General features: G+C 66.1%; 16 protein-coding genes, 1 tRNA gene and 1 pseudogene. 14 read left to right on the top strand and 4 right to left on the bottom strand.

Annotated elements, in window-relative coordinates:
* The first annotated feature begins 102 nt into the window (after positions 1–102).
* The 13 genes and pseudogenes from iscR to ACAM55_RS13300 all read left to right on the top strand — a co-directional run bounded on the left by iscR (position 103) and on the right by ACAM55_RS13300 (position 9162).
* A complete protein-coding gene (iscR, locus tag ACAM55_RS13360) occupies positions 103–639 on the top strand; it encodes a Fe-S cluster assembly transcriptional regulator IscR (protein ID WP_007828186.1) in 537 nt (178 codons plus the stop codon).
* A gap of 91 nt (positions 640–730) precedes the next feature.
* Complete coding sequence (locus ACAM55_RS13355; protein WP_369652035.1) at positions 731–1951, top strand: IscS subfamily cysteine desulfurase; 1221 nt, start codon at positions 731–733, stop codon at positions 1949–1951.
* Between the two features lie 59 nt (positions 1952–2010).
* Positions 2011–2418 carry a Fe-S cluster assembly scaffold IscU gene (gene iscU / locus ACAM55_RS13350; RefSeq protein ID WP_369652034.1) on the top strand — a complete coding sequence of 136 codons (408 nt, stop codon included), beginning with the start codon at positions 2011–2013 and terminating at the stop codon, positions 2416–2418.
* A 1-nt stretch (position 2419) separates the two neighbouring features.
* Positions 2420–2743: an iron-sulfur cluster assembly protein IscA gene (gene iscA, locus ACAM55_RS13345; protein ID WP_007828190.1), complete on the top strand. Its 324-nt coding sequence runs from the start codon at positions 2420–2422 to the stop codon at positions 2741–2743.
* A 153-nt stretch (positions 2744–2896) separates the two neighbouring features.
* Entirely contained in the window at positions 2897–3415 is a 519-nt protein-coding gene (hscB, locus tag ACAM55_RS13340) for a Fe-S protein assembly co-chaperone HscB (RefSeq protein WP_369652033.1), read from the top strand.
* 10 nt (positions 3416–3425) lie between these two features.
* Positions 3426–5288: a Fe-S protein assembly chaperone HscA gene (gene hscA, locus ACAM55_RS13335; RefSeq protein ID WP_369652032.1), complete on the top strand. Its 1863-nt coding sequence runs from the start codon at positions 3426–3428 to the stop codon at positions 5286–5288.
* A gap of 7 nt (positions 5289–5295) precedes the next feature.
* Entirely contained in the window at positions 5296–5634 is a 339-nt protein-coding gene (fdx, locus tag ACAM55_RS13330; protein ID WP_369652031.1) for an ISC system 2Fe-2S type ferredoxin, read from the top strand.
* Between the two features lie 12 nt (positions 5635–5646).
* Entirely contained in the window at positions 5647–6354 is a 708-nt protein-coding gene (gene dnaQ, locus ACAM55_RS13325) for a DNA polymerase III subunit epsilon (RefSeq protein ID WP_369652030.1), read from the top strand.
* A gap of 79 nt (positions 6355–6433) precedes the next feature.
* Positions 6434–6508: transfer RNA gene (locus ACAM55_RS13320), tRNA-Val, on the top strand.
* Between the two features lie 191 nt (positions 6509–6699).
* Complete coding sequence (locus ACAM55_RS13315) at positions 6700–6810, top strand: stereocilin (protein WP_082517415.1); 111 nt, start codon at positions 6700–6702, stop codon at positions 6808–6810.
* 95 nt (positions 6811–6905) lie between these two features.
* Positions 6906–7945 (top strand): annotated as a pseudogene (locus ACAM55_RS13310) (NAD(P)/FAD-dependent oxidoreductase).
* A gap of 143 nt (positions 7946–8088) precedes the next feature.
* The gene (locus ACAM55_RS13305; protein ID WP_055796254.1) at positions 8089–8385 is read left to right on the top strand and encodes a DUF883 family protein; all 297 of its coding nucleotides are present in this window, start codon (positions 8089–8091) and stop codon (positions 8383–8385) included.
* A gap of 48 nt (positions 8386–8433) precedes the next feature.
* A complete protein-coding gene (locus ACAM55_RS13300) occupies positions 8434–9162 on the top strand; it encodes a phage holin family protein (RefSeq protein ID WP_369652029.1) in 729 nt (242 codons plus the stop codon).
* 30 nt (positions 9163–9192) lie between these two features.
* On the opposite strand, the gene ACAM55_RS13295 is transcribed toward ACAM55_RS13300, so the two are convergent.
* On the bottom strand, positions 9193–10275 hold the full coding sequence (locus ACAM55_RS13295; RefSeq protein ID WP_369652028.1) for a quinone-dependent dihydroorotate dehydrogenase: 1083 nt from the start codon (positions 10273–10275) through the stop codon (positions 9193–9195).
* A 40-nt stretch (positions 10276–10315) separates the two neighbouring features.
* Between ACAM55_RS13295 and rpiA the strand changes: the two genes are divergently transcribed.
* Positions 10316–11035, top strand: coding sequence for a ribose-5-phosphate isomerase RpiA (gene rpiA / locus ACAM55_RS13290; RefSeq protein WP_369652027.1), 720 nt, complete (start codon positions 10316–10318; stop codon positions 11033–11035).
* A gap of 43 nt (positions 11036–11078) precedes the next feature.
* On the opposite strand, the gene ACAM55_RS13285 is transcribed toward rpiA, so the two are convergent.
* Genes ACAM55_RS13285 through folD form a run of 3 tightly spaced genes read right to left on the bottom strand, consistent with a single transcriptional unit; the run spans position 11079 to position 14677 of the window.
* Entirely contained in the window at positions 11079–11723 is a 645-nt protein-coding gene (locus ACAM55_RS13285; RefSeq protein WP_369652026.1) for a glutaredoxin family protein, read from the bottom strand.
* A gap of 30 nt (positions 11724–11753) precedes the next feature.
* The gene (locus ACAM55_RS13280; RefSeq protein WP_369652025.1) at positions 11754–13820 is read right to left on the bottom strand and encodes a M3 family metallopeptidase; all 2067 of its coding nucleotides are present in this window, start codon (positions 13818–13820) and stop codon (positions 11754–11756) included.
* A 5-nt stretch (positions 13821–13825) separates the two neighbouring features.
* Entirely contained in the window at positions 13826–14677 is an 852-nt protein-coding gene (gene folD, locus ACAM55_RS13275) for a bifunctional methylenetetrahydrofolate dehydrogenase/methenyltetrahydrofolate cyclohydrolase FolD (RefSeq protein ID WP_369652024.1), read from the bottom strand.
* Between the last annotated feature and the right edge of the window lie 23 nt (positions 14678–14700).

Here is a 14700-nt window from a genome sequence, read left to right as displayed (position 1 = left end):
ACTGGTTCACCAGCATCAGGGGTCGGGCAGGGCGGAGACGAAGTCACCGCGGCCCCCGTGCCACGGTGTCATTTCAACGGTAAGCACTTGAAGGAGCTTGCGATGCGTCTCACTACCAAAGGCCGTTTTGCGGTCACGGCAATGATCGATCTGGCGTTGCGTCAGAACACCGGTCCGGTCACGCTGGCTGCGATCAGCCAGCGGCAGCAGATTTCATTGTCGTATCTCGAACAGCTGTTCGGCAAACTGCGCCGTCACGAGCTGGTCGAGTCGACCCGCGGCCCCGGCGGCGGTTACAGCCTCGGCCGCAAGGCGGCCGATATCACCGTCGCAGACATCATTGTTTCCGTCGATGAGCCCATCGATGCCACGCAGTGCGGCGGCAAGGAAAACTGCCTCGGCGAAGCCGGCCGCTGCATGACGCACGAGCTCTGGGCCTCGCTGAACCAGCGCATGGTCGAGTTTCTCGATTCCGTCACGCTGCAGAAGCTGGTCGACGACCAGATCGCCAAGGGCGTTCAGATCGAAAACAAGCCGGTCGTCAAGCGCGCCATTTCCGCGCAGCCCGTGGTCAAGCCGATTCGCGTGAACGCGCCGAATTCGGTGTTTGCCCTGGGCAACGCGTTCGCGAAGTCCTGATGCCCTGAGTCGCAGGCGGCGCCTTCGGGCGCTGCTGCGAAAAGCCGCCCAGATCAAAGAAACAACCCCCCCACGCCAGCCCGAGCCAGCCATGGACGTCACTCCTCATTTCCCGATCTACCTCGATTACGGCGCCACCACGCCGGTTGACCCGCGTGTGGTCGACGCCATGATTCCCTGGTTGCGCGAGCATTTCGGCAACCCGGCGTCGCGCAGCCACGCCTGGGGATGGGAGGCTGAAGAGGCGGTCGAGAAGGCGCGCGTTCAGGTGGCCGAGCTGATCGGTGCCGATCCGCGCGAGATCGTCTGGACCTCCGGCGCCACCGAGTCGAACAACCTCGCGATCAAGGGCGCGGCCCATTTCTACAAGGGCAAGGGCAAGCACCTCATCACGGTGAAGACCGAGCACAAGGCCGTGCTCGACACCATGCGCGAACTCGAGCGCCAGGGCTTCGAGGTGACGTACATGGACGTCGAGGAAAACGGCCTGCTCGACCTCGACAAGTTCAAGGCCACGATCCGGCCCGACACCATCCTTGCGAGCGTCATGTACGTCAACAACGAGATCGGCGTCATCCAGGACGTGGTCGCGCTCGGCAATGCCTGCCGCGAAAAGGGCGTGATCTTCCACGTCGATGCGGCCCAGGCCACCGGCAAGGTCGAGATCGACGTCGCCAAGCTGCCGATCGACCTGATGAGCCTGGCTTCGCACAAGACCTACGGCCCCAAGGGCATCGGCGCGCTGTACGTGCGCCGCAAGCCCCGCGTGCGGCTCGAGGCGCAGATGCACGGTGGCGGCCATGAGCGCGGCATGCGCTCGGGCACCTTGCCGACGCACCAGATCGTGGGCATGGGCGAAGCCTTCCGCATCGCCCGGCTCGAAATGAAGGAAGACATCGCCAAGGCCGCCCGCCTGCAGAAGCGTCTGCTCGACGGCCTGAAGGATGTCGAGCAGGTGTTCATCAACGGCGACCTCGAGCAGCGTGTGCCGCACAACCTGAACATGAGCTTCAACTATGTCGAAGGCGAGTCGCTGATCATGGGCATCAAGGGCCTGGCGGTGTCGTCGGGTTCGGCCTGCACGTCGGCCAGCCTGGAGCCCAGCTACGTGCTGCGCGCCCTGGGCCGCAGCGACGAGCTGGCCCACAGCAGCCTTCGCATGACCATCGGCCGTTTTACGACCGAGGAAGAAATCGACTACGCCATCTCGACCATCAAGCACAACGTTGCCAAGCTGCGCGAGCTGAGCCCCCTGTGGGAGATGTTCCAGGACGGCGTCGACATCAGCACGATCCAGTGGTCGGCCCACTGACGCATTGACGTACTGGCCCACCAGCGCTCCACGATTGAACAAAGTTTGAGAGGTACACCATGGCATATTCTTCCAAGGTCATCGACCACTACGAAAATCCACGCAACGTCGGCTCCTTCGAAAAGGGCGACGATTCCGTCGGCACAGGCATGGTCGGCGCACCCGCCTGCGGCGACGTCATGAAGCTGCAGATCAAGGTCAACGCCGAAACCGGCGTGATCGAAGACGCGCGCTTCAAGACCTATGGCTGCGGCTCCGCCATCGCCTCGTCCTCGCTCGTGACCGAATGGGTCAAGGGCAAGACGCTCGACGAAGCGGCGGCACTCAAGAACGCACAAATCGCCGAAGAACTGGCGCTGCCACCGGTCAAGATCCACTGCTCGATCCTTGCGGAAGACGCCATCAAGGCGGCCGTGAGCGACTACAAGGCCAAGCACGGCGTCAAGACCGCCGAAGCTGTTCACTGAAATGGCTGTCACGCTGACCGAAGCCGCTGCGCGCCACGTCACCCGCTACCTTGGCAAACGAGGCAAGGGCGTGGGCGTGCGGCTGGGCGTGAAGACCACCGGCTGCTCCGGACTGGCCTACAAGCTCGAGTACGTCGACGAGTTCACGCCTGAGGACGTGGTGTTCGAAGACCATGGCGTGAAAGTGCTGGTCGATCCGAAGAGCCTGGCTTACATCGACGGCACGCAGCTCGACTTCGTGCGCGAAGGGCTGAACGAGGGATTCAAGTTCATCAACCCGAACGAACGCGACCGTTGCGGTTGCGGAGAGAGCTTTCGCATCTGATGCGCCGTCGCTCGCAGCGACTACAGCCGCCACCATGTCATGTGCTGGCGGTTTTTTCTTGATCCATATGAGCCCCCACGTTCGGCACTTTGTGTCCTCACTGCCCCCCGAGGGGGCGCAGACCGCCTTTGGGACGGCCCGGCTGGCAGTCTGATGAACCTGAACGACACCGACTTTCAACTGTTCGCCGTCCCGGCGACTTTCGCGCAGGACCGCGCCGCCCTCGACGCGCGCTGGAAAGAGCTGCAGCGCGAGGCGCACCCGGATCGCTTTGCCGCGCAAGGCGCCGCGGCGCAGCGCGTGGCCATGCAATGGTCGGTGCGCATCAACGAGGCCTACCAGCGGCTCAAGGACCCGATCCGGCGCGCCAGCTACATCTGCGAACTCAACGGTGCACCGTTGAACACCGAGAACAACACGGCCATGCCGTCTGATTTCCTGATGCAGCAGATGGAATGGCGCGAGGAGCTCGACGACGCGGATGACATCGCAGCGATCGAGAAGCTGCAGGCCGAGGTCGAAGCCGGCCGCGCCCGCGCACTTTCGTCGCTCGACTGGCTGATCGACGAGAAGGGCGACTATCCCGCCGCCGCGCAGCAGGTGAGAGCCCTCATGTTCATTGAGCGTTTCGGGCAGGACGTCGAAGCCAAGTTCGATCAGTTGGGACAATAGACCCCTACATATGGCTCTTCTACAGATTTCAGAACCCGGCCAGGCGCCCGATCCCCATCAGCGCCGCATTGCCGTGGGCATCGACCTCGGCACCACGCATTCGCTGGTGGCCGCGGTGCGCAACGGCGTGGCCGAATGCCTGCCCGACGACCAGGGCCGTGTGCTGCTGCCTTCGGCCGTGCGCTACCTCGAGGGCGACCGCCGGCAGATCGGCTTCGACGCCGTGGCGGCGCGCGGGCAGGACCCCGCCAACACCATCACCTCGGTCAAGCGGCTCATGGGCCGCGGGCTCTCCGACATTTCGAACCGCGAGTCGATGTCCTACCACATCGACGGCAGCGACGGCGGCATGGTGAAGGTGCAGACCCTCGCCGGCGAGAAGTCGCCGGTCGAGATCAGCGCCGAAATCCTGGCGACCTTGCGCTTCCGCGCCGAAGACACCTTCGACGACGAGCTCTACGGCGCCGTCATCACCGTGCCGGCCTACTTCGACGAAGGCCAGCGCCAGGCCACCAAGGACGCCGCGCAGCTCGCAGGCCTCAACGTGCTGCGGCTGATCAGCGAGCCCACGGCCGCGGCCATCGCCTACGGCCTGGACAACGCAAGCGAAGGCGTCTATGCGGTCTACGACCTGGGCGGCGGCACCTTCGACATCTCGATCCTGCGGCTGACGCAGGGTGTGTTCGAAGTGATTGCCACCGGTGGCGATTCGGCCCTGGGCGGAGACGACTATGACCACGCGCTGGCCGGCTTCGTGCTCGCGCAAACCGGCCTGCAGGTCGGCAGCGACAGCGACAAGGCCGCCATGCTCGTGGCCGCCCGTGCCGCGAAAGAGGCGCTGACCGACACCGGGTCGACCGCCTTCCGAGCGGAGCTTGCAGGCAGGGCGGTTCAATTCGAACTCACCCGCCCTCAGTTCGACGCTGCCACCAAGCCGCTCACCGACCGCACGATCGCCGCGGTTCGCAAGGCGCTGCGCGACGCCAAGCTCAGGCCCGATGACCTGAAGGGCATCGTGCTCGTGGGCGGCTCCACGCGCATGCCCCAGATCCGCCGCGCCGTGGCCGAGTTCTTCGGGCGCGACCCGTTGGTCAACCTCAACCCCGACGAAGTCGTGGCACTCGGCGCCGCCATCCAGGCCAATCAGCTGGCCGGCAACAACGGCGCGGGCGACCTGCTGCTGCTCGATGTGATTCCACTGTCGCTGGGCATCGAGACCATGGGCGGGCTGGTCGAACGCATCGTGCCGCGCAACCAGACCATTCCCACCGCCATGGCGCAGGACTTCACCACCTACCAGGACGGCCAGACAGCCCTTGCGCTGCACGTGGTGCAGGGCGAGCGCGACCTGGTGGCCGACTGCCGCAGCCTTGCGCGCTTCACGCTGCGCGGCATTCCGCCGATGGCGGCGGGTGCGGCGCGTATCCGCGTGACCTTCACCGTCGATGCCGATGGATTGCTGAGTGTCAGCTCCAAGGAGCAGGGCAGCGGTGTCGAGGCCAGCGTCGCGGTCAAGCCCTCGTACGGGCTGTCGGACGACCAGATCGCGACCATGCTGCAGGAGAGTTTTTCGACCGCGCAGCAGGACATGCAGGCGCGTGCGCTCGTCGAAGCGCGTGTGGATGCCGAGCGCATGCTGCTGGCCACGAAAAGCGCGCTCGACGCCGACGGCGATTTGCTGGGCGAACAGGAACGCGCCGTCATCGATGCGTCGATGGCAAGGCTGCGCGAAACCGCAAGCGGCAGCAATGACGCGGCGGCCATCGAGGCGGCCACCAAGGCCCTGGCCAACGACACCGAGGCGTTTGCCGCCCAGCGCATGAACGCGGGCATTGCACGCGCGTTGTCGGGCCGCAAGGTCGAATCCCTCTAAGAACTACATGCCCACCATCAAGATATTTCCGCATCCGGAGTACTGCCCGAACGGTGCAGAAATCACGGCACCGGCCGGCACCTCGATCTGCGAGGCGCTGCTCGACAACCACATCAACATCGAGCACGCCTGCGAGATGAGCTGCGCCTGCACCACCTGCCACGTCATCGTGCGCCAGGGATTCAGTTCGCTGAATGAAGCGGAGGAGGGCGAGGAAGACCTGCTCGACCGCGCCTGGGGCCTGGAGCCACAATCGCGGCTCAGTTGCCAGGCCATCCTGGCGCAGGAAGACGTGACGATCGAGATTCCCAAGTACTCGATCAACCACGCCAAAGAGAACCATTGAAAGAGCCACCGTATGTCGCGCCAGATCGTCCTCGATACTGAAACCACCGGCCTTTCCGCCGAGAACGGCGACCGCATCATCGAGCTCGGCTGCGTGGAGCTGTTCGCACGCAAGCTCACGGGCAACGACCTGCACATCTACTTCAACCCGGAGCGCGAGAGCCATGAAGACGCGCTCAAGGTGCACGGCCTGACGACCGACTTCCTGCGCGACAAGCCGAAGTTCGCCACGCTGGCCAACGACATCGTCGAATACCTGCGCGGCGCCGAGCTGATCATTCACAACGCGGCCTTCGACGTCGGCTTTCTCAACAAGGAGTTCGAGCTGGCTGGCCTGCCGCCGCTGCGCACCTTCGTCGGCGAAGTGACCGACACGCTGGCCATGGCGAAGCAGGTCTACCCGGGCAAGCGCAATTCGCTGGACGCGCTGTGCGACCGCTTCGGCGTCGATCGCTCGAACCGCACCTTCCACGGCGCCAAGCTCGACGCCCAGCTGCTGGCCGACGTCTACATCAACCTCACGCGCGGCCAGGACGCGCTGCTGATCGACGTGTCGTCCAGCGAGCCGGCGCAGGGCACCACCGTCGTCACCATCGACCTGAGCCAGTTCGACCTGCCGGTGATCCTGGCGGGCGAGCAGGAGCTTGCGGCGCACGAGGCGCTGTTGTCGCAGCTCGACAAATCCAGCAACGGACGCACGCTCTTTCGCCAAAACGGCTGAAATGCTGTGGCATAATCGAAGGCTTCGCGCAACGCGATTAATTCCAAGGCCGTGCAGCAGCAGGGCCAAGGGGTTTGCAGGGCGGTTAGCTCAGGGGTAGAGCACAGCATTCACACTGCTGGGGTCGGAGGTTCGAAACCTCCACCGCCCACCAATTTCCTCGAAATGAACAGCGACCTGGATTGCCCAGGTCGCTTTTTGTTTTGTGCGCTGCCTTTTTGCTCCGGCACGGCGGTACATGCGCCGGTTCCGCTCAACTGTCGGCTCGTGCTGACGCCAGTTGCCGTCTCGCGCCGGCTCAATTTCCTGGCGCAGCGCTTATACCCGACGGGAAGGAGACCGATCATGGCCACTCATCCCGACATTCCGCCCGACCTGCCCGTGGAACCCGACGAAGGGCCGAGCACACCGCCGGACGACCCGACCGATCCCGAGCCTCCTCCCACCACGTCGTGAATCCGGCGCGCGAGCCGCGATAAGCTCGCGCCATGGATGAACTTGATTGCGCCGTCATCGGCGGCGGAGTGGTGGGCCTGGCCGTGGCGCGCGCGTTGGCGCTCGCAGGCCGTGAAGTGGTGGTGCTGGAAGCCGAAGGTGCCATCGGCACGGGCACCAGTTCGCGCAACAGCGAGGTGATTCACGCGGGCATCTACTACCCGCAGGGTTCGCTCAAGGCACGCCTTTGCGTCGAGGCAAGCAGGCGCTCTATGACTATGCGGCGCAGCGAGGGGTGCCGCACCGGCGCTGCGGCAAGCTCATCGTGGCGACCTCGGTGGCGCAGGTCGGCGAGCTTGAAGCCATTCGCGCCAAGGCTGCCGCCAACGGGGTCGACGACCTCGTGCTTCTGACGGCGCAACAGGCCATGGCGATGGAGCCGCAACTGCATTGCGAAGCGGCGCTGCATTCGCCCAGCACCGGCATCGTTGACAGCCACGCATTGATGCTGAGCCTCTTGGGCGACGTGGAGAACGCGGGCGGCATGCTGGCGCTCAAATCACCCATCGCGCGAGCCGAATGCGGGGCCGACGCCATCGTCCTGGTCGCGGAAGACGGCACGGCATTGCGCTGCAACACCGTGGTCAATGCGGCGGGCCTTGGTGCCCCCGGCCTCGCCAGGCGGTTCGAGGGCTTGCCTGCCGAGGCCGTACCGACCGCCTATTTCGCCAAGGGCAACTATTTCACCCTGTCGGGCCGCGCGCCCTTCAGCCGGCTCGTCTATCCGGTGCCCGAGCCGGGCGGACTGGGCGTGCACCTGACCCTCGACCTGGGCGGGCAGGCCAAGTTCGGGCCCGATGTGCAGTGGGTGCCATCGGCCGACGACCTGGTGGTGGACCCGGCGCGCGGCGAGGGCTTCTACGCCGAGGTACGCAAGTATTGGCCGGCCTTGCCCGATGGCGCGCTGATTCCCGGCTACGCGGGCATGAGGCCCAAGATCGCGGGCCCGGGCGAGCCCGCGCGCGACTTCATGATCCACGGCCCCAAGGAGCATGGCGTGCACGGCCTGGTCAATCTCTTCGGCATCGAGTCGCCCGGGCTCACGAGCAGCCTTGCGATCGGGCGCTACGTGACGAGCTTGCTCGACGGCGGCTGACGGAAGCAATGCGGGCTCCGAGTGCAGAAGTCTGCAGAACTGTCGCGCACGAGGGGCTTTTGTGCCTGTAACATGACACCACGCCATTTGCTGGCGTGAAGCCGCCGGCGCGGTGCCGGTGTCATCACGGAGGAAAGATTCCAATGAGTGCATCCAACAACATTGAAGCGGCAGCCGAAGATATCGCGAGCGACGTGCGCGGCGTGCTGGCCAGCAAGGACCTGGATTCGGTTCCCCACATCAAGGCGCTGCGTCAGCGCATCGACACCAAGCTCGCCATTGCGCGCGAGCTTGCGGCAGAGAAGAGCAAGCTTGCAGCCCAGAAGGCCCGTGAAGCGGCCAACAGTGCCAACGCCTACGCCCACGACGAACCGTGGCAGATTGCCGGCGCAGCGCTGGCCGTCGGTGTGCTGGTGGGTTTGCTGCTTGGCCGCCGCTGACCTGAACGCACACTGCCGCGTCGTCCACCGCCGAGCGGGAGCCGGCGCATGAGGTTGCTGTCCCTGTTCGGGCTCGATGCCCGTCTGCGACGGCTGCGGATTGCTGCGGCCGAAGGCGCGCTGGCCGCCGAGGACCGCGTGCAGTTGCTGCGCATGGCCTGGGAGGACGAGAAGCAGCGCCTCAAGCTGGTGCTCGTCCTGGTGGTTGCCGTGCTCGGCCTGACCACTGTAGCGGTGGCGTTGCTGTCGATGGCGGTGGTGGTGCATTTCTGGGAAACGCCTCACCGCATCGCGGCGGCGTGGGCCGTCGCTGGCGTGTGGATCGTGCTTTGGCTGGGCGCGGCATGGGGCCTGTTCCTGAGCCTTCGCAATGCTTCGAGCAGCTTCATGCCGGCGCGGCGCGAGTTCGAACGCGACTGGGCCTGGGTTCAGGACAGCTTCGGGCTCGGCAAGGATCCCGACCAGGACGAAGAAGCGCCGCGCCCGCCGCGGCCGGCCACGCGCGAAGAGCTGCTCGCGCGCATGGAGCGCCAGCGCGAACGCATCGCCACGATGCAGGGCGTCCGTGCGGCGCGGCAACCCGCCGGCGCATCGGGCGGTGCTGCTTCCGAAGCGCCTCCGGCCGACGAGTCGGCTGCCGCCGCGGCATTGCGCATCGCGCGGGAGCACCCGGTTGCCACCGGCGTCGTGGCCGCGGTGGCCGTGGTGGTGATCCGTCCCAAGCGGCTGCTGCGCTGGGCGGCGTTCATTGCGCCAGCGCTCTGGCGCATGCGCTGAGAGAGCAGAAGAAAAGAAGCGAACGAAGGCTCAGGCGGCGCTGCGGCTTTGCTGCAGCAGCGCCTGCGCCGCTTCGCGCACGAGAGCCGGGCCCCGGTAGATGAGGCCGGTGTAGATCTGCACCACGTCGGCGCCCGCGGCAATCTTGGCCTTGGCATCGGCCGCGCTCAGGATGCCGCCAACCCCGATGATCGGAAAACCCGGCCCCAGGGCGGCACGCAGCTGCGCAATCACGCGGTTGCTGGCTTCGCGCACCGGCGCGCCCGAGAGCCCGCCGGCTTCGCCGGCATGCGGCAGGCCCGCCACCGCGTCGCGCGCCAGCGTGGTGTTGGTGGCAATCACGCCGTCCATGCCGTGGCGCTGCAGCGTGGCGGCAATCACGGCGACCTGGTTTTCGTCGAGATCGGGAGCGATCTTCACGAACAGCGGCACGCGCCGGCGGCTGCGTTCGGTCAAGGCATGCCGCCGCTCGGCAATCGCGCCCAGCAGGGCATCGAGCGCCTCGTCGCTTTGCAGCGTGCGCAGGTTGGCCGTGTTGGGGCTCGAGATATTGATGGTCACGTAGTCGGCATGCGCATACACGCCGTCCAGGCAGGCCAGGTAGTCGTCGACCGCGCGCTCGATGGGCGTGGTGGCGTTCTTCCCGATGTTGAGTCCGAGCAGCATCGGCTTCTTGCCGGCGCCGCTGCCGTTCTTGCGAAAGCGCGCCTTCTGCACGTTGGCCAGGAAGGCATCGAGTCCTTCGTTGTTGAAGCCGAGCCGATTGATGAGCGCATCGCGCTGCGGCAGGCGGAACATGCGGGGCTTGGGGTTGCCCGGCTGCGCCTTGGGCGTCACGGTGCCGACTTCGACGAAGCCGAAGCCCATGGCGGCAAAAGCGTCGATGCAGCGGGCGTTCTTGTCGAGCCCGGCTGCCAGGCCCACGCGGTTCGGAAATTCCAGCCCGGCGAGCGTGACCGGGTCGTCGACGCGCGGCGCGGCGTAGGCGCAGGCGAGCGGCGTGTTCTGTGTGCGGGCCAGGCCGTCGAGCGTGAGTTCGTGGGCGTGCTCCGGGTCGAAGCCGAACAGAAAGGGCCGGGCCAGGCCGTAGAGCGAGGAGGGGAGCAGGGGCATCGGATAATTCTCGACTTCAATGAGCCAAGGATTCTCCGCGATGACTGCACCCGTTTCTCCTTCTTCCGCTCCCGGCGCCGCCGCCATCTCCCAGGACGAGCTCAAGGCCCAGGTCGGCCGCGCCGCGCTGGCCTACGTGGTGAAGGGTGAAATCGTCGGCGTGGGCACCGGCTCGACCGTGAACAAGTTCATCGACGCGCTGGCCACGATCAAGGACCAGATCAAGGGCGCGGTGTCCAGCTCGGTGGCTTCGACCGAACGCCTGCGCGCGCTCGGCATTCCGGTGTTTGACAGCAATGAGGTCGAGGAGCTGGGCGTCTACATCGACGGTGCCGACGAAATCGACCACCACGGCTTCATGGTGAAGGGCGGCGGCGCGGCGCTCACGCGCGAAAAGATCGTCGCGGCGCAGTCGCGGCGCTTTGTCTGCATTGCCGATGCGTCCAAGCTGGTCGACACGCTCGGTGCCTTTCCGCTCCCGGTAGAGGTGATTCCGATGGCGGCGCGCCGCGTGATGCGCCAGTTCGAGGCCATGGGCGGTATTGCGCAAGTGCGGGAAAAAGACGGCCTGCCCCTCGTGACGGACAACGGCCAGCACATCCTCGACGTGACCGGTCTGCGGATCAGCGATCCACTTGCCTTCGAATCCGAAGTCAGCCAGTGGCCCGGCGTGGTCACGGTCGGCGTGTTCGCGCACCAGAAGGCCGATGTGTGCCTGCTCGGGACGCCTTCCGGCGTGCAAACGATGCGGTTCGACTGAGGCCGCCCCTATCAGCCCAGGCCCCGGCGGGCCCGGTGGCCGCTCAGAACTTGATGCCCGCCGGATTGCTCGGGCTCGGGCCGCTGGGAGCGGGCGCGGCCTGCTGCGGCGCAGGCGCCGGAGGTGCTACCTCGGGCGCAGCGGGTGCCGCCTGCTGTGCAACCAACGGACGGGCCGGCGGATTGCGGTAGCTGGCGGGCAGGCTGTTGCTCTTCGGGTAGCCCGCGGCGTCGAGGTATTGCGACCATTCGGCGTCGGAGAAGCCCTTGAGCTGCTGCGAACCGATCGTCAGCAGCGGCAGCGAAGCCTGCTGGGTCAGCCGCTGCAGGGCCTCGACGTCCTGGCTGCTCTTGACGGTGCGCTCCTCGAAGGGAACGCCGCGCGTGACGAGCAGCGAGCGGGCCGTGCTGCACGGGGCGCATTCCTCGCCGCTGTACAGAGTGACGGGATAGCGCTGCGCCACCTGCCGCAGCTCGTAAGGCAGCCCCGCGTTGGCCGGTGCGGCGATGGCGGCCTGCGGCGCGGCGGCCGGTTCGGTGCTGGCGGTGGGCGCGCGGTCGGAGAAAGTGACCTTGCCGTTCTTGTCGACGTTGCGATAGATCGGCTGGGCCATGGCACCCGCGGCAATCAGCAGCAGGGCGGAGGCAGGCAGGCGATGCAAGGGAAATTTCTTGTGGATCGAAGGCATCGCCCGAGTATCGCAAGCTTCAGGCCCGCATCAAGCGGGCTGGGCCTCGGCCATGCCCTGGTGTCGCAGCAATGCATCAAGCTGCGGCTCGCGGCCGCGGAAGGCCTTGAACGAATCCATGGCGCTGCGGCTGCCGCCGGCTTCGAGAATGGCCTGGCGGTACCGGCGGCCGGTTTCGATGTTCGGCTGGCCGTCGGCACCCACGGTTTCCTCGAAGGCGGCGTAGGCGTCGGCGCTCAGCACCTCGGCCCACTTGTAGCTGTAGTAGCCGGCCGCGTAGCCGCCCGAGAAGATGTGGCTGAAGGTGTTGGGCGTGCGGCTGAAGGGGGGCGAAGGCATCACGGCCACCTCGGCGCGCACCTTGCCCAGCAGTGCGAGCACACTGCCCGGCTGCGCGGTGGCGGCCTGGTATTCGGTGTGCAGCAGCATGTCGAACAGCGAGAACTCGATCTGGCGCAGCGTTTGAAGGCCGCTCTGGAAGTTCTTGGCGGCGGTCATCTTGTCGAACAGCGCGCGCGGCAGCGGCTCGCCGGTATCGACGTGGGCCGTCATGTGCGTAAGCACGTCCCACTCCCAGCAGAAGTTTTCCATGAACTGGCTCGGCAGCTCGACGGCGTCCCATTCGACGCCGCTGATGCCCGAGACGTCGCGCTCGTTCACCTGCGTGAGCATGTGGTGCAGGCCGTGGCCGAATTCGTGGAAGAGGGTGGTCACGTCGTCGTGCGTGAGCAGCGGCGGCTTGCCGTCGACGCCGCTCGCAAAGTTGCACACGAGCTGCGCCACCGGCGTTTGCAGCGCGCCGTTGTCCGGCCGCAGCCAGCGCGCGCGCACATCGTCCATCCAGGCGCCGCCGCGCTTGGCGGCACGGGCCGACGGGTCGAGGTAGAACTGGCCGACTTTCTGCACGCCTTCCGCCGTTTGGCGCTCGATGCGATAGAACTCGACGCTCGGATGCCACGTGGGCGCGCTGTCGCGGCGAATGGACACCTCGAACAGCGTCTCGACGATCTTGAACAGGCCGGCCATCACCTTCGGCGCCGGAAAATACTGCTTCACCTCCTGCTCGCTGAAGGCATAGCGCGCCTCCTTCAGCTTCTCGCCGATGTAGCTCCAGTCCCAGGCTTGCGGATCGGCGATGCCCAGCTGCTCCGACGCGAACACGCGCAGGTCGGCCAAATCACGCTCGCCATAGGGCCGGGCCTTGGCTGCGAGGTCACGCAGGAACTTGACCACCTGCTCGGGCGATTCGGCCATCTTGGGCACGACCGAGAGTTCGCCGAAATTCCTGTAGCCGAGCAGCTTTGCTTCTTCTTCCCGCAGCGCAAGAATTTCGTTGATCAGCGCGGTGTTGTCGAAGGCTGGATCGCCGAGTTCGCTCGCGCGCGTGACGTACGCGCGGTAGAGCGTTTCGCGCAGCGCGCTGCTTCTGGCGAACTGCATCACGGGCAAATAGCAGGGCATCTTGAGCGTGAGCTTGTAGCCCTGCTTGCCTTCGGCTTCGGCGGCAGCGCGCGCCGCGCTGACCACGTCTTCGGGCACGCCCTCGAGCTCGCCCAGCGCTGCGTAATAGGAGAAGGCGTCGGTGGCGTCGAGTGCGTTCTCGCTGAATTTCTGGCTCAGCTCGGCCTGGCGTTCCTGGATGTCGGCGAAGCGCTTCTTCGCGTCGCCCTGCAGTTCCGCGCCGCCGAGGACGAAGTTGCGCACCGCATTGCGATGCGCCTGGCGCTGCTCGGTGTTGAGTGTGGCCACGTCGATGGCCTTGTACTTCGCATAAAGGCGCTCGTCCGAACCCAGGCGGGTCCAGAACGCCGTCACGCGCGGCATGGCCTCGTTGTAGGCGGCGCGCAGTTCCGGCGTATCGGCCACGGCGTTGAGATGGCCAACCGCACCCCAGGCGCGGCTGAAGCGTTCGGACGCCACGTCGAGCACCTTGGAAATCGCATTCCAGTCGGCCGGAAAGTCGGCGGCCGTGACGGTCTGCAGCGCCGCCTCGGCATCGGCCAGCAGGATGTCGACCGCGGGCGCAACGTGCTCGGGCCTGACGCGGTCGAACAGCGGGAGATCGTTGAAGTCGAGGAGGGGGTTGGGTTTGGCCATGGAGATCAATTTGCGGCGCGTTCCGCAGCTTCAAGGGTGTTGGCGAGCAGCATCGCGCGCGTCATGGGGCCGACGCCGCCGGGCACGGGGGTGATCCAGCCGGCCACTTCCTTGACGCCGTCGAAGTCGACGTCGCCCGCGAGCTTGCCGTCTTCCTTGCGGTTCATGCCCACATCGATCACGACCGCGCCGGGCTTCACCATGTCGGCCGTGAGAATGTTGCGCTTGCCGACCGCGGCAACCACCACGTCGGCCTGGCGCGTGATGGCGGCGAGGTCCTGGGTGGCGCTGTGGCAGATGGTCACGGTGGCGTTCTTGGCCAGCAGCATCATGGCCATGGGCTTGCCGACGATGTTGCTGCGGCCGATGACCACCGCATGCTTGCCGCGCAGGTCGTAACCGATGGATTCGAGCATCTTCATGCAGCCATACGGCGTGCAAGGCCAGAAGCCGGGTGCGCCGGTCATCAGCGCGCCGGCGCTGGCCACGTGAAAACCGTCCACGTCCTTGGCCGGCGAGATCGTCTCGATGACTTTCTGGCTGTCCATGTGCTTGGGCAGCGGCAGTTGCACCAGGATGCCATGCACCAGCGGGTCGTCGTTCAGGGCGCGAATACGGGCCAGCAGATCGGCCTCGCTCATCTCGGCGGGATAGCGTTCCAGCGTAGCCAGGAGGCCGGTTTCGGTGCTGTCGTTGACCTTGTGCTTCGTGTAGACCTGGCTGGCCGGATCGTCGCCGACAAGGATGATGGAGAGGGCCGGGTTCACGCCGCTGGCCTTCAGTGCCGCGGTGCGGCCGGCGACCTCGGCGCGGATGGTTTTGGCGAGGGCGTTGCCATCGATCAGTTGGGCGGTCATCGGTTTCGATTTTCCAAGTAAAA

It is taken from the genome of Variovorax sp. V213, from assembly GCF_041154455.1.
Taxonomy (GTDB): domain Bacteria; phylum Pseudomonadota; class Gammaproteobacteria; order Burkholderiales; family Burkholderiaceae_C; genus Variovorax.
The sequence above is the reverse complement of the archived record's forward strand: the minus strand, read 5'-3'. Positions and strand labels throughout refer to the sequence as shown.

Excerpts from the sequence above, each read along its gene's own strand:
- ACAM55_RS13285 (WP_369652026.1), bottom strand. The coding sequence starts at position 11,723 with ATGCCTTCGATCCACAAGAAATTTCCCTTGCATCGCCTGCCTGCCTCC.
- ACAM55_RS13280 (WP_369652025.1), bottom strand. The coding sequence starts at position 13,820 with ATGGCCAAACCCAACCCCCTCCTCGACTTCAACGATCTCCCGCTGTTC.
- ACAM55_RS13295 (WP_369652028.1), bottom strand. The coding sequence starts at position 10,275 with ATGCCCCTGCTCCCCTCCTCGCTCTACGGCCTGGCCCGGCCCTTTCTG.
- ACAM55_RS13315 (WP_082517415.1), top strand. The coding sequence starts at position 6,700 with ATGGCCACTCATCCCGACATTCCGCCCGACCTGCCCGTGGAACCCGAC.
- rpiA (WP_369652027.1), top strand. The coding sequence starts at position 10,316 with ATGACTGCACCCGTTTCTCCTTCTTCCGCTCCCGGCGCCGCCGCCATC.
- hscA (WP_369652032.1), top strand. The coding sequence starts at position 3,426 with ATGGCTCTTCTACAGATTTCAGAACCCGGCCAGGCGCCCGATCCCCAT.
- hscB (WP_369652033.1), top strand. The coding sequence starts at position 2,897 with ATGAACCTGAACGACACCGACTTTCAACTGTTCGCCGTCCCGGCGACT.
- ACAM55_RS13300 (WP_369652029.1), top strand. The coding sequence starts at position 8,434 with ATGAGGTTGCTGTCCCTGTTCGGGCTCGATGCCCGTCTGCGACGGCTG.
- iscU (WP_369652034.1), top strand. The coding sequence starts at position 2,011 with ATGGCATATTCTTCCAAGGTCATCGACCACTACGAAAATCCACGCAAC.
- fdx (WP_369652031.1), top strand. The coding sequence starts at position 5,296 with ATGCCCACCATCAAGATATTTCCGCATCCGGAGTACTGCCCGAACGGT.
- dnaQ (WP_369652030.1), top strand. The coding sequence starts at position 5,647 with ATGTCGCGCCAGATCGTCCTCGATACTGAAACCACCGGCCTTTCCGCC.
- ACAM55_RS13355 (WP_369652035.1), top strand. The coding sequence starts at position 731 with ATGGACGTCACTCCTCATTTCCCGATCTACCTCGATTACGGCGCCACC.
- iscR (WP_007828186.1), top strand. The coding sequence starts at position 103 with ATGCGTCTCACTACCAAAGGCCGTTTTGCGGTCACGGCAATGATCGAT.
- folD (WP_369652024.1), bottom strand. The coding sequence starts at position 14,677 with ATGACCGCCCAACTGATCGATGGCAACGCCCTCGCCAAAACCATCCGC.
- iscA (WP_007828190.1), top strand. The coding sequence starts at position 2,420 with ATGGCTGTCACGCTGACCGAAGCCGCTGCGCGCCACGTCACCCGCTAC.
- ACAM55_RS13305 (WP_055796254.1), top strand. The coding sequence starts at position 8,089 with ATGAGTGCATCCAACAACATTGAAGCGGCAGCCGAAGATATCGCGAGC.